Raw genomic sequence first — 20508 nt, forward strand, 5'->3', positions numbered from 1 at the left:
CCGAACGGCTTTTGATCCGCTGAGCGGCACACCACGCGCCTCGCTTCCCGGTCCCGTGGCAGCGTTGGGTCAGGTGGCCCGCACGGGCCCCACGGGGTCATCGCGCGTCGCGTGATGAGAGCGGGAGGGGACCGCCATGCCGACGCCTTTTCCTACGCCGTCGAGTGAGGAACTGCCGCATGCGCGGCGCGGAATGTACAAGGCGACGTACTCGCCGCTGGCGATCCCGCAGACCGCTGCCGGCGGGTCGCAGCTGCTGCGCGGGGTGGAGAAGGCCGCGTTCGTCCGCTCGCTGGCGCTCGCTCCCGCCGAGGTCGAGGAGGTGCGGGAACGCGGAGGCGTGCCGCCCGCCGTGCTAGACGCGCTGGTGCCGCCCCAGGGCCCGGCCGTCGGGACCCACGCCGCGCGCCTGGGGCAGGTGCCGGTCGAGGCGCTGGTGCTGCTGGGCAACGCGGTCGCGGAGCTGCGCAAGGACGTCGCCGAGCGGCTGCGCACGGAGGGTGAGCGCGGTACCGGCTCCGCGGGTCTGGCGGGGCTGATCGCCGCCGTCGCGGAGAGCCCCGCCGAGCTGGCCCGGACCGCCGACCGGGCAGCCGCGCAGGCCCGGTTCGCCGAGCAGGCCACGCTGGACTTCTCGCAGCGGGTCGCGATCACCCCGGTGGGCCGGCTGCACCTGGAGCGGATCGACATGACACCCGCCGGGACCGAGCGCGGCGAACTCCTGTCCACGATCCCGCTCTCCCCCAAGGAGACCGTCAACGTCGTCCACAAGGAATGGTCGACCGTCACCGACACCTTCGAGTCGGTGGTCAAGGACGAGCTGGAGAGTTACAGCGAGAAGGGCGTGACCGAGAAGACGGAGCTGACGCAGTCCGCCGAGTCGCAGACGAAGGTCGCCAACGCGCTGGACCTGAGCGCCCATGTATCGGGCAGCTATGGCTTCGTGACGTTCTCCACCGACTCGAACTTCAAGCACGAGGAGAACGAGACCAGCACCCGCAAGGACAGCTCCAACCACAGCATGGAGCTCACCCAGAAGGCGTCACTGCGGGCCAAGAAGGAGCACAAGGTCACCATCTCCACCGTGTCCGTGGTGGGCAAGGAGGAGACCTCCACCCGCACGCTGACCAACCCCAGCGCCACCGAAGCCATGCGGATCGACTACTACTCGCTGATGCGCAAGTGGCGGGTCCAGCTGTTCCGTTACGGGCTGCGGATGACGTACGACCTGGTACTCCCCGACGTCGGCGCCGGGTTCCGCCGCACCTACGTGCGGCTGCGCACGATCGACATCGAGCTGGCCAAGTCGTTCGACTTCGGCCTCGATCCGTCCGACATCACCGAGGAGAAGCGCGTCCAGCTCCAGAAGGACTACAACGTCGTACTGGAGCCGCAACCCGATCCGCAGCAGGAAATCCGTACGACGCCACAGCACTTCGAGTTCGGCGACGACGAGGCCGTACACACCGGAGTGATCGACTTCGAGCTGCCCGAGGGATACGCGGTCTCCAAGGCCCACATCAACGCGGAACTCGGCAATGTCGCCAAACGGGGCCGGATGTTCATGCTGCTGGGGTTCACCGGGAACCTGGCCGTGGACGGCAAGGCGTTCCTCGACGACGACCTCGCGCCGCCCGCGTTCAACGGGATGCGCGGCAAGCAGAACTTCCTGTTCACCTCGCGGCTGATGGACCAGCTCTCGCTGACCATGCGGTTCACCGTCGACCGCACCGCCGAGCGGCTGTACGCCTGGCAGCTGGCCTGCTGGGAGAAGCTGCGGGCCGCCGCGCTGGACATGTACAACGCGGGCCGGCGGCGTCTGGAGGAGGAACGGACGGCTCTCTACGCCACCCTCGCCGGCACGGACACGCTGACGCTGCGCCAGGAGGAGCACGAGGAGATCATGCGGGCGGTGCTCGGCTGGCTGTTCGGCCCCGAGTTCGACCTGATGCCGGTGAAGGTGCACGACCTGTACCGCACGACGCCGTCCGGGGATCTGCTGGAGATCGGCGAGCCGAGCGGGCTGCCCGGGCCCGACCGGCAGAAGGACTGGAAGCTGGCGCTGCACTACGGCGAGGTCATCAAGTTCCTGCACCAGGCCATCGAGTGGGAGAACGTCCTGTATTTCCTCTACCCCTACTTCTGGGACCCGAGGGAGAACTGGGACGCCGTGCGGTCCATGAGCCATCCCGACACGACCCGGCAGGCGTTCCTGCGCTCCGGTGCGGCGCGCGTGGTACTGACCATCCGCCCGGGCTTCGAGGAGTCCTTCGCGGCCCTGATGGAGAACGGCGCGTTCAGCGACGAACTCCCTGCCGGACACCCCTATCTGACGATTGCTCAGGAAATGCGGGCGTACGCGCTGCGCACCTATCCGGGCATCCCCGCGGCCAACCCCGGAGGCGGCCCGATCGCGGACGACAAGCTGCGCGGGGTCCTGGTCAACGAGTGGTACCAGTACACGCCCACCAGCGGTGTCGACATCGGCATCGTGATGCACGGCCCCGAGTGACGGGAGGCGTCATGGGACCCCAGCCTTCCCTCTCCGGTCTCGGGCTGCCGGCGTGCAACACCTGGCCGGTGCGCCCGGGCAAGAAGTCGTACTTCGAGTACACCGCCGCGGAGTTGTTCATCCGCTACCAGTTCGGCGACTGGTTCCGCAAAAAGTACGGCGCCGTCGGCAGCGCCGTCACCTGGCAGCTGGACTTCCTGTTCACCTCGTACGAGGCCGAGCAGTTCTCGCCGGTGGTGGGGACGATCTTCAAGTACATGCGCTCGGACTTCGCCAATCCGCCGAGCCTGGACAAGATGGCCCGGTTCCGCAGGAACCGCGAGACCGGCACACTCACCGAGCGGCTCCTCAACGACGTCATCAATTTCATCGGCGGCTTCCGCAAGCCCGACATGTGCGGGGTCACCGACAGCGTCGACCCGGCGAGGATCGAGCTGGTCGAGGTCAGCACCGAGGGCCAACGGGCGGAGACCCGCAAGGAGTTGCAGGAGAAGATGGACCAGCTCCGCAACCAGGTGGTGCGTCCGGCGATGGCCGAGATCCTCACTGCCGGGCTGCACGCGGGCTACAGCCCCGGTGTCTCGAACATCGTGGTCGCCCCGTCCGCCTTCCGGCCGGCCATCCGGATCTGCCCCCTTCCCGTCCCCTTCACCACGAACCCGGACGGCTCCGAGACTCCGCTGCGCTTCGACTGGATCTGCTACGAGCCGACCTTCGCCGACCCGACAGGGCTGGGCGAGGACGGTCTGGTGCTCTACCACATCCATTCGGTGTCCGTGGAGGACCTGCGCGGACTCAAGGTGCCCGCAGAGCTGCTGACCGACGCCAGGAGGGCGATCCAGCGCTTCACCTTCAACCGCCAATTCCCCCAGCTGCTCCCGGAGCTGCAGCCCGTGTGGGCGAAGTACGAGCCGCTGTTCAGCGAGGACACGATGAAGATCTTCGCGTACGGCGCCACGGGCATCGTGGCCATCCTGGCCTTGGCGAGCCTCTACGGGGTGGCGGCGCTGGCGTCCACGGCGCTCGTCGGCGGTGCCGCGACCGCCGGGGGCGCCGCCGCCGAGGGCGCCACGCTGGCCCCGCAGTTCGCGGGGTTCGTCGCCGCGCTCGGCACCATCGACCACGTCACGTCGGGTGCCGAGGAGGCCGCGCAGGCGTTCAGCGGATTCGCCCAGGACTCACTGGCGAGGAGACGGTCCCGGCCGAGGTGAGGGCGGCCCTCAGAGGTTCCGTCGCTTCGCGCGCACCGTGTGGCCGACGCGTGTCTTCCGCCTTCCGCCCGCCTGTGCTTGCCTGGGGAGCTCTTTCGGCGGGCGGGGCGGGAGTTGCCGTATGCGGAAGCCGTGGATCGTGGGCGTGCTGTTGGCCGCGCTGCTGCTCGGCGCGTGCGGTGATCCGGCCTCGGGCCCGGAGGCGTCGCCGCCCTCTCCCGAGGCGCCCTCAGGCGCGGGGTCGGCGGCCCCGACCACTCATCAGGGAGCCGTCGTGTCCCCGGAGCCGAGCGCCCCGGCGAAGGCGCCCACGGTTCTCTATCTCGGGGACTCGATCGCCATGGAGAACCAGAAGGTGCTCGGCGGGCTGCTCCGGGACCGGCTGCACGCCCGCTACACGAGCGCCCCGTACTCGGGCACCACCCTGTGCGACTACCTGGAGGGCACCAAGGAGAAGTCTCTCGTCCCGACCGCGGACAAGGCAGCCGCGCTGGTCCGCTCCCTGCGACCGGACTTCGTCGTCCTCCAGTTCTGGGGCAACGCGTGGGGCTACACGCCCTGCATGGACGGCATCACCTACGACCAGGCGCGGAGCACGTACTTCGCACGCTACGAAGCCGACATGAAGCGGCTGACCGACCAGATCGCGCAGGCGGGCGGAGCCCGACGCCCGAGGATCGTGTGGGTCCTCCAGGGTCCCGACCCGATCACCCCCACCCGGGTCCAGACCGTGAACACCCTGTACAAGACGCGCGCCCGCGCCGCCGGCGACCTCGTCGCCGACGCCGGCCGGACGGTGAGCCCGGCATCCGCCCGCTACACCTGGACCCAGTACCTGCCCTGCACGGCGTACGAGCACGACCACCCCGCGTACTGCACCCAGGCGACCCGCGACCGCACCGCCCTCCACCGCGACGACGACTACCTGCACTTCTGCCTGGCCCCCACCACGACCACCCCGAAGCCGTGCCCGGTCCGCTCGCCCGGAATCATGCGCATCACGCGCGAGATCACCCGGGTCGTCGCCGAGGCCGACGACGGGACCTCCCCTTAACACCCCGTAGCAGGAGTGCGTCCGGATTCATCGGTTCGGCGGCGCGCCGTCACTGGATGAGACGGGCACCCAGGACAGGAAGCAACCGGTCCGCCAAGAGGCGGCGCGCCGGCTCGGAGGCCAGCCACAGGAGCTTGTGCCGCGTGCCGTCGACCATCGAGACCGTCAGGGCCGACGTGGTGAGACCACCGTGCAGACGGGCACTTGCCACGGCGTCGAACGGGATGACCTTGTTGGTGCGGTGTCCGGCCAGGACAGCCGTGGGGTCGTAGCCGATGAGGTGGCCCGGATTCGGCGCCGTCAGCGAGGAGCCCAAGGAGTTCGCCACGGTCTCCGTCAACCCACTGCGTGTCCGGACCAGGCTCGTCGGCAGCAGCCACAGCTCCCCGTGGATCCAGTCCAGCCATCCGGTGGTGCAGGTGCGGGCCAGCAACTGGGCGTGCGTCAGACGGATGCGGGAGGCGCGCGACACCGCCTCGTCCAGCAGGCTGCTCCACATGTCGAGCGACCGGACCCGCCACCGCTCGTGCACACCGCCGCTCTCCGCCAGGAAGCGGAGATGCGCCCACCCCGTGGCCTCCAGCTCCACCACGAGCCGGACCTCCCAGCCCGCATGGGCCACGCCTACTCCCAGGCAGTCCGGACTGGCCAGTTCACCGCGGTCGGCGACGGGAGAACCGTCCTTGCCCTGTCGCCACCGGATGGGAGAAACCACGCAGTGCTCGGACGACCATCGCGCTGCGTGCTCGATCAGCGTGGCCGCGGCGTGGTCCAGGTGTATGCGCTGTCTTACTCCGCCGATCATGGCCGGCCCTTTCCTCCCTGTGCCCTAACCGCGTATGAGGCCGGACGTGTCCCTGAGCAGTCCCCGAAGCCCGTCCTGAATCCGTACCGCCAAGTTCGCCCCTTGCCGCTCCACCGCCAAATACCAGGTTCCCGGCTCCAGCTCGAAGATCACCCGGCTATCGGTCTCGGACACCAGCGGGCGACGCTCGGGCACCGCGAACCAGTAGGCCGAGAAGGAGCGGGCAGCGAGCTGGCTGTCGAAGCAGGCCTTGATGTCGGCGCGCATCTCACCGGCGGACTGGTAGCGGTGGTCCGGATCCTTGGCCAGCGCCTTCAGGACGATCGCGTCCATCTCGGACGTGATCTCCCGGTCCACAGCGCTCGGCGGCAGCGGATCTTCTCGTACGTGCTGATAGGCCAACGCCACCGGGGATTCCCCGATGAACGGAGTTCGGAGCGTGAACAGTTCATAGAGGAGGCAACCGGTCGAGTAGAGGTCGGAGCGGGCGTCGACCTGCTCGCCCTTCGCCTGCTCCGGCGAGAGGTAGTGTGCGGTGCCGATGACGGCGACCGCCTGCAAGAACGTCGTGCTGGCGCCGCTCCTGCCGACGCCGCCCATGGTGGGGGTGGCGCCGAACTCCTTCACCTTGACCTGGCCGTTGCGCGTCAGCATGACGTTGGCCGGCTTGATGCCGAGGTGGACGATGCCGTTGCGGTGGGCGTACTCGAGCGCTTGGAGGATCCCGATGGTCACCTCCATGGCGCGTTCGGGCAGCAGCTTGTCGCCCGAGCGCAGCAGCTCGCGCAGCGTGGACCCGCCGACGTACTCCGTCACGATGTACAGGATGGAGGTCCCGTCGACGTCCTCCTCACCCGTGTCGTACACGGCGACGATCGCGGGATGGTTGAGCGAGGCGGCCGACTGGCCCTCCTGGCGGAACCGGGCCAGGACCGACGAGTCGCGTGCGAGATCCGCGCGCAGCGTCTTCACCACCACGGTGCGGCCGAACCGGTTGTCACGCGCGAGGTAGACCTCCGCCAAGGCACCCCGGCCGAGCAGCTGGCCGAGCTCATACCGGCCACCGATGCACGTTCCTTCGGGCCAAGTCGTCCCCTCACCCTGGGCCTTCGGGCCGGGCGCCTTCGTCCGCTGCCCCGTCGGCAACGCCTCCCTTTCCTCTTCCTCGCGCTCCTCACGCTCCGCCCGTCTGTCGCCAAGGAGCGAGCGCGCGATCACGACCCGGTACTCCAGTTCCGCCCACATCTGCGGCCGCTGCTTGACCCCGTCGGCACGCAGCCGCTCATAGACGTAGTCGTACAGGTCGTTCACGCTCACCAGGCCGTCCCGATTGCCGTCGGCCTCGCCCGAGCGCAGGCCTTCGATCACCGCGCCCGTGAACCGCGATGGTTCGGGTTCCAGTTCACTGAGCTGGTTGCCCTCCCAGGCGTATTCGGCGCGGTTGGTCGCCGTGAGCACGGCCCGGCCGTGCCCGGCCAGTTCCTCGTTGACGTGGACCGCCGTATCGCCCTTGCTTCCGGGAAGGAAGGCGCCGCTGTAGCAGCAGTCGAGCAACAGCACGATCGACCTGGCGCGGCAGCGGCGCATCTGGGTGTGCAGAAAGGCGGCCGAGACGCCCGTGGAGCCGAGCAGTCTTCGGTCGGTGTCGCGGGCCGCGAAGTACAGTTCGCCGTTGTCGTTCTTGATGCCGTGGCACGAGATGTGCAGCAGGAGCAGATCATCCCTGCCGCGGTCGAGGAAGAAGTCCTCGATGGCCCGGTTCACCTCATGCTGGCGGCCGTCGACGACCGTCCGTACATCGAAGCCACCGATGCGCTGGTCCTGGAGGACCTCCGTGAGGCCTTCGGCATCACGGACGGGTGAGCGGAGCTGTTGCAGGCCGGGATGGTCGTAACGGCCTGTGGCGATGAGCAGTGCGAAGCGACTTTCAGACACGGCCGCGACCTCAGGCCCCCTCGGCGGTACCACCACCGGACTCCGGTGGTGGCCCACTCGCCGAATCCCCCGCGGGTGGTGGCGTCGGACCGTGCTGGGTGATGAACGCGTCGATCAGTTTCCGCTGGTCACCGGGGGAGACCGCCTGCAGTTCAAGGCTGTCCTCGCCGATCGTGATGCTGACCGTACGAACGGGCCGGTGTCCGATCCACGTCTCCAGCAGCCGCACGACGCTTCGCAACGCGAAAGGAGCCATGGTCACCGCGAGAGCCCCGAGAGCGATCACATCGCCGGGTTTGGAACCGTCCGGAGCCCCGTCGGAGCGATTCAACTCGGCACGGTCGATGTCCAGTTCCAGCAATCGCTCACGCAACTGGAGGGTGAGTGTGTCCAGTTCTTCCTGGTCACTGTCCTCGCTGCCCTCCAGCACGAGATTCATCACGCGCGTCGCGTCGCCACCCACCGCGCCCCCCTTCCCCCGGTGCAGCTGATGCGGGATCAGCTTAGCCGTCAGCCAGTGGATTCCGGGCGGCGATCGCAGTGCGGGAACGGAAGAAGGCCAGCTCGGCGAACCGTTCGCCGATGCGGCGGTGGGTGGCGGCGTCCGGGTGGAGTTGGTCGGGCAGCGGCAGGTCGACGGAGTCGGCCTGACCGTAGAGGTCACGGCCATCGAGGTAGTGCAGGTTCGGGTCCTCGGCCGCGCGCTGCTCGACGATCCGGGCCAGCTCGTCGCGGATGACGCCCAAGGTCAGTTTCCCGTCGGCGCGCTCCGCCGGATCACCCGCGGCCCGGAACCGCAGTTGCCCGGTGCTGAGGGCGGTGAGGTCCGGGACGCTGGGGCCGGGTGTGTCTTCGTGGATGGGGCACAGGAGGGGCGAGACGACCAGCAGCGGTGTGGTGGGGTGGCCTTCGCGGATGGTGTCGAGGAAGCCGTGGACGGCGGGTGTGAAGGCGCGCAGTCGCATCAGGTCGGTGTTGACCAGGTTGATGCCGATCTTGACGCTGATCAGGTCGGCGGGCGTGTCCCGCAGGGTGCGGGCGGTGAACGGGTCGAGCAGGGCGCTGCCGCCCAGGCCCAGGTTGATCAGTTCCACACCGGCGAGGGAGGCGGCGAGTGCGGGCCAGGTGGTGGTGGGGCTGGCGGCGTCGGAGCCTTGGCTGATCGAACTGCCGTGGTGCAGCCACACCTTGCGACCCCGGTCCGGCGCCGGCTCGACGGGGGCGTCGGTGCGCAGGGCGACGAGTTCGGTGGTCTCGTTGTGCGGCAGCCAGATCTCGATGTCCTTGGCGCCGTCGGGCAGTTCGGTGAAGCGGAGGGTGCCGACCGGGCCGGGCTGGGCCTGGACGGATCCGGTGGTCATGTCGATGGTCAGGGTGTTGCCGCCCCTCACGCCGGCCTGGCCGGCCGGGCGGCCGTCGATGAGGAGGTCGTACACGCCGTCCGGGCGGGGCGGGGCACCCACGTAGACCCGCTTGGTGGGCAGCGTGTCCAGTTCGACGGCGGTGGCCCGGGTCCGGAAGACCAGCCGTACGCCGGAGGGCTGGGACTCGGCCATGGCGAGCTGCCCGTCGGGGATCTGCTTGCGGGCCCGGAAGGGCAGCCGATGCGGCAGCCATCCGTGCTCGGTGCGCTCCAGGTCGAGGGCGCCGCGCAGGAGGTCCCTGGTGATGGGTGTGGTGATCCAGTCGCGCTTGGTGTGCATGGCCTCGTTCTCTTGATCAAAATGTTCGCGCTGTGCCCGCTGTTCCCGTTCGCGCTGTTCGGAATCGCCGCCAGGCCGCGCGGCCGACGGACTCCGGCCGCTGCGGGGCCCAGGTCAGGGCGCGGGCCAGTTCCGCAGCAGGGCGTCGAGGGCGTCCAGCATCCGTGACCAGGTTTCCTGTGTGTCGGGCGCGCTGTGGCTGAACCCTCCCCCCATCTCCAGGCTGATGTAGCCATGGAAGGCGCTGCCCAGCAGCCGGACCGCGTGCGTCTGATCCGGTTCCGTCAGCTCGTAGCCGCGCAGGATCGCCCGCGTCATCTGCGCGTGTCTGACACCGGCGCTGGCGGCCGCCGTTTCCGGGTCGAGCCTCATCTGGGCCGCCGCATAGCGGCCGGGATGCTCCCGGGCGTAGTCGCGGTAGACGTTCGCGAGAGCGGTCAGGGCGTCCTTGCCGGCCCGGCCGGCCAGATCGGCGGCGCCCCGGTCCGCGAGTTCCTCCAGGGCGAGCAGGGCGATCTTGGTCTTGAGGTCCTGGGAGTTCTTCACATGCGAGTACAGGCTCGCGACCTTGACGTCGAACCGCCGGGCGAGCTCCGAGACGGTCACCTGGTCGAAGCCGACCTCGTCCGCCAGTTCCGCCCCTGCCCGAGTCAGGCGTTCCGTGGTCAGCCCTACGCGTGCCATACCCGTCCCCTCAATAGGCAGATACCATTATGCAATTGCCTAAAGCCTTTAGGCAAATTAGCCTGCCCCTTATGAAGCCGCTGACCGAGCAAGAGATCCGTACCGCGTTCGTGAACTGCACCAAGGGCGAGGCGAAGCGCCTGTCCGTCCCACGGGACCTGACCGACCGCCCCTGGGACGACCTGGACTACCTCGGCTGGCGAGATCCCCAGGCACCCGAACGCGCCTACCTCGTCATGGAGCTGGACGGCCTGACGAAGGCCCTCGCGCTGCGCTGCCCCAGCCCCGCCGCCTCCCGGATGCGGCGCAGCATGTGCTCCATGTGCGTGACCACCCACACCGGCGGCGTCTCCCTGATGGTCGCGCCGAAGGCGGGGAAGGCCGGGCAGCAGGGCAACTCGGTGGGCGCCTACATATGCAGCGACCTCTCGTGCTCGCTGTACGTGCGGGGCAAGAAGGACGCGGGCGTCGGCTCACGGCCCCACGAGTCGCTCACGCCGGAAGAGAAGATCCAGCGGACCGTGGCGAACCTCGCCGCGTTCATCGCCAAGGTGACCGCCTGACTCCCGTTCGATCGGCCGGTCAGGGGCTTCGACGCGGGCATGGAGGCCGCGGCCACATGCGGCACATCGCGGTGGACACGCTCGCATTGCCGCTGCGCCAGGGCGGCCACCCCGGCTTCGGTCCCCGGCCATGACGCTGGACGAAGTCCGGGTGCGCGGAGCCCGGCCGAGGGAGAATCGGACCATGACCTTCCGATTCCGTAGCGGTAGGGCAATCCCCGGACACGGGCGAACCGTATACACAGATATGTCGAGATTTCCGGTTTCCGTGGGCCGGCTCTCGGACGAGGCTCTGCTGTCCGGGCTGGCCACCGGCGATCCGGAGCTCGCCGTCACCTTCGTACGGAGGTTCCAGCACACGGTCTTCGGTGTCGCCATCGCCGTCATCGGGGATCCACAGCTCGCCGAAGACATCGCCCAGCAGACGTTCGAGCGCGCGTGGCGTTACGCGCAGATCTACGACGCGCGCCGCGGATCGGTAAGGACCTGGCTGATGGCCATCGCCCACAACCTCGCCATCGACGCCGTCCGGTCGCGACGGCCGGAGCCGGTGGCGCCCGAGGATCTTGACGCGATGCTCGGCGTCATCGGCGAGACGCCCGAGCAGCACGCACTGGCCGCCGAGGCGTCCTCCCAGCTGCGGGCAGCCGTGGCGGAGCTGCCGCGCGAGCAGGGCCGCGCCCTGGTGATGGCGGGGATCTACGGCATGACCGGCCAGCAGATCGCCGACTGGGAGAAGATCCCGCTGGGCACCGCCAAGACGCGCATCAGGACGGCGATGGGCAAACTGCGCATCACGCTCGCGTCTCCGAACCGAGGCGACCATGGCAAGTGATGTGACCTGCGAGAAGCTGCGGGAGGTCGGCGCCGAGCTCGCGCTCGGCGTGCTGCCCGGCCGTGAACGGGCCGGTGCGGTCGCCCATCTGGAGGGGTGTGCGGACTGCCGGGAGTACATCGAGCAGCTGACCCTCGTGGGCGACGGGCTCATCGGACTGCTGCCCGGCAGCGAGCCGCCGGTCGGGTTCGAGACCCGGGTGGCTCAGGCGCTGACGCAGGGGGCGCCGGTGCCCGAGGGGCATGCGCACGCTCGCGGGTCCGCCGTACCGCGCAAGCGCCTCCGTGGCCCGGTACGCCTGCGGGTCGCCTCCGCCGCGGCCGCGCTCGTCGTCGCGGTCGGGTTCGGCGGTTGGGCGGCCGGCACGGCGATCGAGAACGTCGTGGCCGGGCCTTCCGCCACCTCCACCGACACCGACCTGTTGTCCGGAGACCTGACCTCGACCGTCGCCCCGGGGAAGCCCGTCGGTGAGGTCTACGCACACGCCGACCCCGAGGGCTGGGTCTACATGACCATCGACCTCGCCCAGGCCGGTAGCCCCTCCAACGGCAAGGTCGTCTGCCTGCTGGAGCGCAAGGACGGCACCACGGTTCCCGTCGGCACTTTCACCCTGCGTGAGGGCCGTGGCTCCTGGGGCGGCCCCGCCTCCGTCGACCCCTCGACGCTCTCCGGCGCCCGGGTGACGGCGCCCGACGGCACCGTGCTCGCAACGGCTCACCTGGGCCTGGAGACCTGAACGACGAGGGGTGCCCCGGCGGACGGGCAGATGACGGGTTCCATGACGGACGGCCCTTGGGAGGGAGCCGTGGCGGGCCCTGTGACGGTCCCGCCAGGCCGCGTGCATGTTCGTCAGGCTCGGCGTCACCGGGGTTTTGATACGCCGGGCCCCACCGAGACCGGCTCGCGGTCCGCCCTGTACGGCAGTTTGGGCGCTACGCCGTGCGCGGCCCTGTCACCGAGCCAGGCGAGGAAGGCGAAGACGAAGAGTCCCTCAACGAGCACGGACAGGGGGCCGTACGGCGGCTCCCAGCCGGGTTCGTAGTAGCCGCCCGGCAGGCCGACGGTGCGCGAGAGCACAAAGCCGACGATCATGCCGAGGCTGACGAGCGTCCCGGTCAGCCAAGCGATCAAGGGACGTTTGACGATGACCAGCGCCACTGCCACGGCGAGCATGATGGCGCTGCCCACGGCGAACAGAAGACCGATGTAGAACATCTCCTCAAGATGAGCAGGGACCAGAAGCGTGTGCAGGACCGTATTGCCAACGGCGCAGCACACTCCCAGTCCCCTCAAGGTGGCTTCGGCAGCATTCGTGGAGTTCATCGTGACTCCAGGTGTTCAAGGGCATTGATGCAGAGGGGCCCCGGGGGAGACGGCATCCTGCCGCGTTCTCGTTCACACGGTTCGACGCAGCACGAACCAGGTCGCGGGGCGATCACTGCTTTGATCTTGAAGATTTTCAGGCCGCGCGGGTAACCGGTGCCTTTGCCGTCCGTGGGTGAAAAGGCAGTTGCGCAGTCGCACCAGCGTTGGGCGATGCCCAGGGGCACCCCGCACTGGATCGCCGTGCGGAGCCCGGCATCGCGAGCTGTTGATCAGAAGGAGTTGCCTCCTGTGAATCAATACGGAAAACAGCTCTCAGGGGATTGCACTTTCCGGCACTTGATCCAGGCGGTGACGGATGCCAGTCGTGAGTCCAGTACAACGGCGCCCTCGACCCGGTGTACTCCGGCGCAACGCGGGAAGAAAGCGCTTGCTCTCTACTCGGCCACTGGGGAGGACCATCGCCGATGGCGTCGTCCGAGAAACCGCTCGACCATCGCTACCGGGGCGAGCACCCGATACGCACTCTTGCCTACCTGTTCCGCGCCGACCGCCGAAAGCTGGCCGCGGCGTTCCTCGTCTTCGCCGTCAAGCACAGCCCGGTGTGGCTGCTGCCGCTGATCACGGCGTCCATCATCGACACCGTCGTCCAGCACCAGCCGATCGGCCGGGTGTGGCTGAGCGCCGGGGTGATTCTGTTCATCCTGCTGGTCAACATCCCGCTGCACCTGCTGTACGTGCGTCTGCTGTACGGCAGCGTGCGCCGCATGGGCACCGATCTGCGCTCCGCCCTGTGCACCCGTATGCAGCAGCTCTCCATCGGCTACCACTCACGGGTCAGCGCGGGCGTACTGCAGGCCAAGGTCATCCGGGACGTGGAGACCGTGGAGCAGATGGTGCAGCAGACCGCCGAGACCGGGCTCGGCGCGCTCACCGTGCTCACGGGCGGCCTGGTCGTCATCGCCGTCCGCACACCCGAGTTCGTGCCCGTCTTCCTGTGCGTCGTGCCGATCGCGGCCCTGCTCGTGGCGCGGCTGCGGACCCGGCTCCGCTCCCAGAACGAGCACTTCCGGCACGAGGTCGAGCATCTGTCGTCGCGGGTGACCGAGATGACGCGGCTCATCCCGGTCACCCGGGCACACGGCCTGGAGGGCAAGGCGCTGCGCCGCATGGACGGCACGCTGCGGCAGGTGCTCCGCTCCGGGCTGCGCCTGGACCTGCTCAACGGGCGGTTCGCCTCGCTGGCGTGGGTGTTCCTGAACGTCGTCGGCGTGCTGTTCCTCACCGGCGCGGCGCTGGTGTCGTACTACGGCTACTGGGGCGTGACACCCGGCGACGTCGTCATGCTCAGCGCCTTCCTGACCACCCTCACCAACTCCACGACGACGCTCGCGGGTCTGGCCCCGGTCATCACCAGGGGCCTGGAGTCGGTGCGTTCGGTCGGCGAGGTGCTCCAGGCTCCCGAACTGGAGGACAACGAGGGCAAGGCGGAGGTCACCTCGCTGCGCGGTGCCGTCACCTTCGAGGGCGTAGGACATACGTACTTCGAGGGGGCCGGGCCCGCGCGGGAGGAAGGCAGGCCCGCCGTACGGGACTTCACGCTGGCCGTCACTCCCGGCGAGACCATCGCGCTGGTCGGCGCCTCGGGGGCCGGGAAGTCCACCGTCCTCAATCTCGTCATCGGCTTCATCCGTCCCACGTCGGGCCGACTCCTGCTCGACGGGACCGACATGAACACGCTGGACCTGCGCACGTACCGGCGTTTCGTCTCGGTGGTGCCGCAGGAGTCGATCCTCTTCGACGGCACGGTCCGGGAGAACGTCGCGTACGGCATGGACGACGCCGGCGACGCCACGGTGCGCGAGGCGCTGCGCGACGCCAACGCGCTGGAGTTCGTGGACCGGCTGCCGCAGGGCCTCGACACCGTGATCGGCGAGCACGGGGCCCGGCTCTCCGGGGGTCAGCGGCAGCGCCTCGCCATCGCGCGGGCGCTGATCCGCGATCCCCGGGTACTCGTCCTCGACGAGGCCACCTCCGCGCTGGACACACACTCCGAGGCCCTCGTCCAGCAGGCACTGGCCCGGCTGCTGCGCGGGCGCACCACGTTCGTCGTGGCGCACCGGCTGTCCACGATCCGGGGCGCGGACCGCATCGTCGTGATGCGGGACGGGGCCATCCAGGAGATCGGCGCGCACGAGGAGCTGCTGCGGCGCGGCGGCGCGTACACGGCGCTGCACAGCGGCCAGCTCGCCTGATTCTTACGGGCGGCCACCAGCAGGCCCGCTGGACAGGAGGCTCCTGACATGGGGACGGGCCGCACACCGTGTACGACTCCTGGTGTGCGGCCCGCCCGTGCGGAGCCGCTACTCCCCCGCGTACGCCTTCTCCAGGGCCGCGATGTCCAGCTTGGACATCTGGAGCATGGCCTCGGTCGTGCGGGCCGCCTTCACCGGGTCCGGGTCGCTGATCAGGTCGATGAGCCTGCTCGGGACGACCTGCCAGGACAGACCGAACTTGTCCTTGAGCCAGCCGCAGGGGCCCGCTTCGCCGCCGTCGTCGATGAGCTTGTTCCAGTAGTGGTCCACCTCTTCCTGGTCCTCGCAGTGGATCTGGAACGAGATCGCCTCGTCGAACGTGAACTGCGGGCCGCCGTTCAGCGCGACGAACTTCTGCCCGTTGGCCACGAACTCGGCGGCGATCACGGAACCGGCGGGCCCGGGCCCGGCCTCCGTGTAGCGGCCCATCCTGCCGAGCCGGGAGTTCTTGAAGATCGAGACGTAGTAGTGCGCGGCCTCTTCGGCCTGGCCGTCGAACCACAGACATGTGGTGAATCCGTCGGCGGGCATGCGTGCCTCCTCGGGCGGGAAACGTCGTCACTTCTGTCGACTGATCGTCGTCCGAAAACTCATCGTCGGCACGGCGAAAATATTCGGACGCACCCCTCCGCGGCCGGAGCTAGCATGCGCGGCGATGACTTCTTCAGACGGCACACGCATGGCCCCCTTCCGCATCGACTTCCCGCAGAGCGACCTCGATGACCTCCATCAGCGCCTCGACCGCACCCGCTGGCCCGACGCGTTGCCGGGCGTGGGCTGGGCGTACGGAGTTCCCCGGGACTATCTGGAAGGGCTCGTACGGTACTGGCGGCACGAGTACGACTGGCGTGCGGCCGAGGCGCGGCTGAACGCATGGCCGCAGTTCACGACGGAGATCGACGGCGCGCGGATTCACTTCGCCCACATCCGGTCGCCGGAACCGGATGCGACTCCCCTGATCATCACGCACGGCTGGCCCGGCTCGATCGTCGAATTCACGGACATCGTCGGTCCGTTGACCGATCCGCGGGCGCACGGCGGTGATCCGGCCGACGCGTTCCATCTGGTCGTGCCGAGCATTCCCGGATTCGGGCTCTCCGGGCCGACGCGGGACACCGGCTGGGAGTTCCAGCGGGTGGCCGCCGCCTTCGCCGAGCTGATGGAGCGTCTCGGCTATCGGCAGTTCGGCGCGCAGGGCGGGGACTGGGGCGGGGGCATCTCGCGTGAGCTGGGCCGGGCGTACCCCGACCGCATGATCGGCGTCCATCTGAATCTGCTCCCCGGGTCCTCGGCGACGGCCGAACCGGACCCGGACGAACTGGCCGCGCTGAGCCCCGCGGAGCGCGAGCGCACGCTGTTCTCCTGGCGGCGGGGCCAGGAATGGCTCCGCGACGAACAGGGGTACGCCGACATCCAGTCGACGCGGCCGCAGACCCTCGCGTACGGACTCACGGACTCTCCGGTCGGCCAACTCGCCTGGATCGCGGAGAAGTTCAAGCAGTGGACGGACTCGCGAGACCGCCCCGAGGACGCCGTCGACCGGGATCTGCTGCTGACCAATGTGATGCTGTACTGGCTGACGGGCACGGCCGGTTCGTCGGCCCGTATCTACTACGAGCGGGCCCACGCGGACTATTGGGGCCTGCCGCCCGAGCGGTCGACCACCCCGACCGCTCTCGCCGTCTTTCCCCAGGAGAATTTCGTACCCCTGCGTCATCTGGCCGAGCGCACCGACAAAATCGTCCGCTGGACCGAGTTCGACCGGGGCGGTCACTTCGCCGCCATGGAGGAGCCGGATCTACTGATCGACGATGTACGGGCCTTCTTCCGGGAACTTCGCGAGGCCGGCTGACGGCACGGGCTCCTCGCACAGGGGGTGATCAACACCGGGTGCGAGCCGTCTCGTACGGTGATCACCGGCGCCGCCCGTGAGAACTCCGTCCTCCGGCGAACGGCACCCCAGGTGAAAGGACCCGCATCCCCGTGACCGGCGCTACGCCCCAGAGCTTTCGCAGGACCGCGATAGGCGCCGCCGGTTCGCGGCCCTGCACCCTGGTCGTCTGCCGGGGCTGCTGCTGCGGCAACCCGCGCAAGCACCCCGGTACCGACCACGACTGGCAGTTGGACCGGCTGCGCGCCGGTGCCCACGCCTCCGGTGGCCGTTTCGTCGTGCGTACGACGGACTGTCTCGGCCCGTGCGACCAGGCGAACGTCATCGTCGTGCAGCCGTCCGGAGCCGGGCGCCGGGCCGGCGGCCGGCCCACATGGATCGGCTTCGCCATGGACGACGACTGCACGGACGAGGTGCTGCGGTGGGCGGCCGCCGGAGGACCGGGCATCGCCGAACCCCCGGTCACCCTGGAACTCCAGTTCATCCGCCCGCCGAGCGAGGCCCGGTCCCGTACCCGCCGATAAGGCTGGTGCCGTAGATCTCGACGTGGACCTCTGCTCGCAGCGAATCTGCTGCGGGCCGAGAAAGCTGATCCACGGGCGTGTTCGGGCCGAGAGTGGAGCGTGTGCGGCGACGGCAGCCGCGTCACGACTAGGAGGACCGATGACTCCACTCATCACCGGCTGGGACCCGGCCCGTGCGCCGCGGGCCGAGGAGGGCGACACCCCCGCGACACGCTTCGACGACCATCTGGCAGCGCAGCTGCTCGCCCAGCGGATCGTCTTTCTCGGCACGCAGGTCGACGAGGTCTCCGCGAACCGGGTCTGCGCGCAACTGCTCCTGCTGTCGGCGGAGGACGCGCGGACCGACATCAGCCTGTACCTCAACAGTCCGGGCGGATCGGTGACCGCGGGCCTCGCGATCTACGACACGATGCGGCTGATCCCGAACGACGTCTCGACGCTCGTCATGGGATTCGCAGCGAGCATGGGCCAGTTCCTGCTCAGCGTGGGCACGCACGGGAAGCGCTTCGCGCTGCCGAACGCGCGGATCATGATGCACCAGCCGTCGGCCGGCATCGGCGGCACCACCGCCGACATCGAAATCCAGGCGCAGAACCTGGAGTTCACGAAGAAGGCCATCGAGCGGATCACCGCGGAGCACACCGGCCAGAGCGAGGAGACGATCTCCCGGGACGGCGACCGCGACCGCTGGTTCACGGCCGAGCAGGCCAAGGAATACGGCATGGTCGACCGGGTCGTGGAGTCGCTCGACGACGTCCGCCCGGCCGCGTCACGGCGACGGATGGGGCTCTGACATGGGTACGTACACGATTCCGAACGTCATCGAGCGGACCCCGCAGGGCGAGCGGTCGTACGACGTCTTCAGCCGGCTGCTGTCCGAGCGGATCATCTTTCTCGGCACGGAGATCGACGACGGGGTCGCGAACGTCGTCATCGCGCAACTCCTCCATCTGGAGTCGTCGAACCCGGAGAGCGAGATCGCGATCTACATCAACTCGCCCGGTGGTTCCTTCACTTCACTCATGGCGATCTACGACACGATGACGTTCGTGCAGGCGCCGATCTCGACGTTCTGCGTCGGGCAGGCGGCCTCGACGGCGGCGGTGCTGCTGGCCGGGGGCGATCCCGGGCGGCGGTTCGTGCTGGAGCACGCGCGGGTGCTGCTCGGCCAGCCGGCCAGCGGCGGCCGGCAGGGCACGGTCTCGGACCTCACTCTCCAGGCCAAGGAGATGCTCCGCATCCGCTCCCAGGTCGAGGAGGTCCTCTCCCGGCACACGCACCACGACACCGCGACACTGCGCGCGGACATGGACCGCGACAAGGTCTTCACCGCACAGGAGGCGGTGGCGTACGGAATCGTGGACGAGGTGGTGAGCCGGCGGCTCGCGGTGGTCTGACAACCGGGTTCGCGCCGCGGGCCGGACCACCGCGGGCCGGTCAGGCAGCCAGGCACATGCCGTCGTACCGCGAGGTCGAGGCCCTCGGGGTGGCGCGGCCCGGCCTCGCACGGTCGAGCCGGGTGAGTTCGTCCTGGGCCAGCGACAGCAGGTCGGTGAGGCCGAGGCCCAGGGCGCGGGCGGCGGCCGCGAGGACTTCGGAGGATGCCTCCTTGCGGCCGCGCTCCAGCTCGGAGAGGTAGGGCATGGAGATCCGGGCCGCGTCGGCCACGTCCTTCAGGGTGCGCTCCTGGGCGAGGCGCTCGTGCCGCAGGACGTCGCCGACGACGTCGCGCCACAGCGGTTCCCTGCCGGCGGGTGCCGGTGGCACCTGCCGTGGCGCGAGGACCGGCCGGGGCCGCTGCGGCACGCGTGCCGGGGCGGCGGCCGGGCGCAGCGGGATGACGCGGGCTTCGTCCGGCGCTTGCTTGCTGTTCGGCGCTTGGTTGCTCACCCCTTCAGCCTAGAAGCGCTGGGCCGTGGGGGAAGGGATCGGCGTTCTGCTCTCGGTGAATCCGCGGCGCCCGGCAGGGTGCTACTGCCCCACCCGGCCGTCGATCCGCTCGCGCAGGAAGTCCGCGTGGCCGTTGTGCCGGGCGTACTCCTCGATCATGTGCACCAGCACCTCGCGGAGAGCGATGGGCTCGTCGTCGTGCGTGCCGGTGACGCCCAGGTCGGGGGCCTCGGCCACGAACCGTTCGGCGAAGGCGACTTCGGAGCGCCAGGTTTCCCAGGCCTGTGCGACGGCCTCGGGGTCGGGCAGCGCGCCGTTGAAGTCTCCGCCGGGATCGTCGTCGGAGCGGTAGTGCCGTGGCACGTCCTGTCCGGCCATCACCCGCCGGAACCACGCCTGTTCGACCCCGGCGAGATGCCGCACGAGCCCGAGCAGCGACAGGTTCGACGGCTCGACCGAGCGCCTGGCCATCGCCTCGGCGTCGAGCCCGGCGCACTTCATCTCCAACGTCAGCCGCTGGTCCCGCAGAAACCCGACCAGCGTGTCCCGCTCCCCCACGAACCCGCCGTCGGACCGCGGATCCTGGTCCGGATGCAGGAACATGTCCCACCATCCGAAGCTCCGCTCAATCCCGGGACTGTCACCGGACTCCGGTCGGACACTGTCAGCCATGCCCACGAGCATCGACCGCCACCACACCATCCGCCACCGGTTTTCCACCGCCCTCCGGTCCTCCTGCCGTCCCTGCCACAATCCTTCGCGTGTTCGACTTCGGAATCGCGGGCTACGGACCTCGCTGGATGAACGGCGCGTCCGCCGTCAAAGCTGCGCACGGCGAGCGGTTGCGCGCCCTCACCGGTCGTCCGCTGACCCGTGTCTGGGCGGTCTGGGACCTTCACGACGGCGAGTGGTTCGCCGACTGTCCCGTTCTGCTCGACTTCGGAGGTGAGCAGGTCGAGGTCAACCACTGGAAGTTCGACGACCTGTCGCTGACCTGGAACTCGATCGACCCCCAACGGCCCGTGAAGTGGCCCGGCTTCGCACTCCGGTGGCAGCGGGACCCGTTCCCTGGGACGCGGGCCCTGCTCGACCAGCCCTTGCAGGACGTCGAACTGCTGGAGTGGACGGGTCCGGACGTCGCACAGGGTGCCGTGGACGTCAGCTTCGTCTTTCCCCAGGGACGCGTCACGGTATTCAACGCCCTGGATGAGAACGGGCTGTCGTTCGATCCGCGAGATTCGTGAGACGCGCCGCTTCAGTTCT

20 protein-coding genes and 2 pseudogenes are annotated in these 20508 nt (G+C 69.2%); 12 read left to right on the plus strand and 10 right to left on the minus strand.

Translation table 11 applies throughout. The features are described from left to right. Positions 1 to 136: 136 nt before the first annotated feature. The 3 genes from OG975_RS03485 to OG975_RS03495 all read left to right on the plus strand — a co-directional run bounded on the left by OG975_RS03485 (position 137) and on the right by OG975_RS03495 (position 4777). Complete coding sequence (locus OG975_RS03485; RefSeq protein ID WP_406327327.1) at positions 137 to 2512, plus strand: hypothetical protein; 2376 nt, start codon at positions 137 to 139, stop codon at positions 2510 to 2512. A gap of 11 nt (positions 2513 to 2523) precedes the next feature. After that, positions 2524 to 3723, plus strand: coding sequence for a hypothetical protein (locus OG975_RS03490; protein ID WP_406327329.1), 1200 nt, complete (start codon positions 2524 to 2526; stop codon positions 3721 to 3723). Positions 3724 to 3844: 121 nt separating this feature from the next. Further along, the gene (locus OG975_RS03495) at positions 3845 to 4777 is read left to right on the plus strand and encodes an SGNH/GDSL hydrolase family protein (protein WP_406327331.1); all 933 of its coding nucleotides are present in this window, start codon (positions 3845 to 3847) and stop codon (positions 4775 to 4777) included. A 49-nt stretch (positions 4778 to 4826) separates the two neighbouring features. On the opposite strand, the gene OG975_RS03500 is transcribed toward OG975_RS03495, so the two are convergent. The 6 genes and pseudogenes from OG975_RS03500 to OG975_RS03525 all read right to left on the minus strand — a co-directional run bounded on the left by OG975_RS03500 (position 4827) and on the right by OG975_RS03525 (position 9904). Continuing rightward, positions 4827 to 5582, minus strand: coding sequence for a hypothetical protein (locus OG975_RS03500; protein ID WP_406327333.1), 756 nt, complete (start codon positions 5580 to 5582; stop codon positions 4827 to 4829). 222 nt (positions 5583 to 5804) lie between these two features. After that, positions 5805 to 6650 (minus strand): annotated as a pseudogene (locus tag OG975_RS03505) (protein kinase domain-containing protein); the annotation flags it as partial. Positions 6651 to 6824: 174 nt separating this feature from the next. Next, positions 6825 to 7574, minus strand: a pseudogene (locus OG975_RS03510) (caspase domain-containing protein); the annotation flags it as partial. Further along, complete coding sequence (locus OG975_RS03515; RefSeq protein WP_406327335.1) at positions 7528 to 7980, minus strand: hypothetical protein; 453 nt, start codon at positions 7978 to 7980, stop codon at positions 7528 to 7530. The gene OG975_RS03515 and the pseudogene OG975_RS03510, both read right to left, overlap by 47 nt. A 40-nt stretch (positions 7981 to 8020) precedes the next feature. Further along, on the minus strand, positions 8021 to 9220 hold the full coding sequence (locus OG975_RS03520; RefSeq protein WP_406327337.1) for a GDSL-type esterase/lipase family protein: 1200 nt from the start codon (positions 9218 to 9220) through the stop codon (positions 8021 to 8023). A gap of 114 nt (positions 9221 to 9334) precedes the next feature. Continuing rightward, entirely contained in the window at positions 9335 to 9904 is a 570-nt protein-coding gene (locus OG975_RS03525; RefSeq protein ID WP_330302280.1) for a WHG domain-containing protein, read from the minus strand. A 71-nt stretch (positions 9905 to 9975) separates the two neighbouring features. On the opposite strand from OG975_RS03525, the gene OG975_RS03530 reads away from it, so the two are divergent. The 3 genes from OG975_RS03530 to OG975_RS03540 all read left to right on the plus strand — a co-directional run bounded on the left by OG975_RS03530 (position 9976) and on the right by OG975_RS03540 (position 12038). After that, complete coding sequence (locus OG975_RS03530) at positions 9976 to 10467, plus strand: FBP domain-containing protein (protein WP_406327339.1); 492 nt, start codon at positions 9976 to 9978, stop codon at positions 10465 to 10467. Between the two features lie 247 nt (positions 10468 to 10714). Continuing rightward, positions 10715 to 11302, plus strand: a complete 588-nt coding sequence (locus tag OG975_RS03535; protein ID WP_406327341.1) for an RNA polymerase sigma factor — start codon at positions 10715 to 10717, stop codon at positions 11300 to 11302. Next, positions 11292 to 12038 (plus strand): hypothetical protein, encoded by a 747-nt coding sequence (locus tag OG975_RS03540; RefSeq protein WP_406327343.1) that lies wholly within the window; start codon positions 11292 to 11294, stop codon positions 12036 to 12038. The genes OG975_RS03535 and OG975_RS03540 overlap by 11 nt, the downstream gene beginning before the upstream one ends. Before the next feature lie 125 nt (positions 12039 to 12163). Here the strand turns inward: OG975_RS03540 and OG975_RS03545 are convergent, their stop codons facing one another. Further along, on the minus strand, positions 12164 to 12517 hold the full coding sequence (locus tag OG975_RS03545) for a hypothetical protein (RefSeq protein ID WP_406327345.1): 354 nt from the start codon (positions 12515 to 12517) through the stop codon (positions 12164 to 12166). A 575-nt stretch (positions 12518 to 13092) separates the two neighbouring features. Here OG975_RS03545 and OG975_RS03550 point away from each other — a divergent pair. After that, positions 13093 to 14880: an ABC transporter ATP-binding protein gene (locus OG975_RS03550; protein WP_406327347.1), complete on the plus strand. Its 1788-nt coding sequence runs from the start codon at positions 13093 to 13095 to the stop codon at positions 14878 to 14880. 108 nt (positions 14881 to 14988) lie between these two features. Here the strand turns inward: OG975_RS03550 and OG975_RS03555 are convergent, their stop codons facing one another. Beyond that, positions 14989 to 15471 carry a VOC family protein gene (locus OG975_RS03555; RefSeq protein WP_406327349.1) on the minus strand — a complete coding sequence of 161 codons (483 nt, stop codon included), beginning with the start codon at positions 15469 to 15471 and terminating at the stop codon, positions 14989 to 14991. Between the two features lie 124 nt (positions 15472 to 15595). Between OG975_RS03555 and OG975_RS03560 the strand changes: the two genes are divergently transcribed. The 4 genes from OG975_RS03560 to OG975_RS03575 all read left to right on the plus strand — a co-directional run bounded on the left by OG975_RS03560 (position 15596) and on the right by OG975_RS03575 (position 18752). Next, on the plus strand, positions 15596 to 16792 hold the full coding sequence (locus OG975_RS03560; protein ID WP_406327351.1) for an epoxide hydrolase family protein: 1197 nt from the start codon (positions 15596 to 15598) through the stop codon (positions 16790 to 16792). A 131-nt stretch (positions 16793 to 16923) separates the two neighbouring features. Then, positions 16924 to 17355: a (2Fe-2S) ferredoxin domain-containing protein gene (locus OG975_RS03565; RefSeq protein WP_406327353.1), complete on the plus strand. Its 432-nt coding sequence runs from the start codon at positions 16924 to 16926 to the stop codon at positions 17353 to 17355. A 139-nt stretch (positions 17356 to 17494) separates the two neighbouring features. After that, the gene (locus OG975_RS03570) at positions 17495 to 18148 is read left to right on the plus strand and encodes an ATP-dependent Clp protease proteolytic subunit (protein ID WP_330302289.1); all 654 of its coding nucleotides are present in this window, start codon (positions 17495 to 17497) and stop codon (positions 18146 to 18148) included. Position 18149: 1 nt separating this feature from the next. Beyond that, positions 18150 to 18752 carry a ClpP family protease gene (locus OG975_RS03575; protein WP_369255088.1) on the plus strand — a complete coding sequence of 201 codons (603 nt, stop codon included), beginning with the start codon at positions 18150 to 18152 and terminating at the stop codon, positions 18750 to 18752. Positions 18753 to 18792: 40 nt separating this feature from the next. Here OG975_RS03575 and OG975_RS03580 read toward each other — a convergent pair whose 3' ends face one another. Together OG975_RS03580 and OG975_RS03585 are read right to left on the minus strand one after the other, a co-directional pair. After that, positions 18793 to 19245 carry a helix-turn-helix domain-containing protein gene (locus tag OG975_RS03580; protein WP_406327356.1) on the minus strand — a complete coding sequence of 151 codons (453 nt, stop codon included), beginning with the start codon at positions 19243 to 19245 and terminating at the stop codon, positions 18793 to 18795. An 81-nt stretch (positions 19246 to 19326) separates the two neighbouring features. Then, positions 19327 to 19848, minus strand: a complete 522-nt coding sequence (locus tag OG975_RS03585) for a DinB family protein (protein WP_406336132.1) — start codon at positions 19846 to 19848, stop codon at positions 19327 to 19329. A gap of 158 nt (positions 19849 to 20006) precedes the next feature. Between OG975_RS03585 and OG975_RS03590 the strand changes: the two genes are divergently transcribed. Next, on the plus strand, positions 20007 to 20489 hold the full coding sequence (locus OG975_RS03590; protein WP_406327357.1) for a hypothetical protein: 483 nt from the start codon (positions 20007 to 20009) through the stop codon (positions 20487 to 20489). Positions 20490 to 20508 lie beyond the last annotated feature (19 nt).

Origin of the sequence: Streptomyces sp. NBC_00203 (assembly GCF_045206325.1) — a bacterium.
In the GTDB taxonomy this organism is placed as follows: domain Bacteria; phylum Actinomycetota; class Actinomycetes; order Streptomycetales; family Streptomycetaceae; genus Streptomyces; species Streptomyces lutosisoli.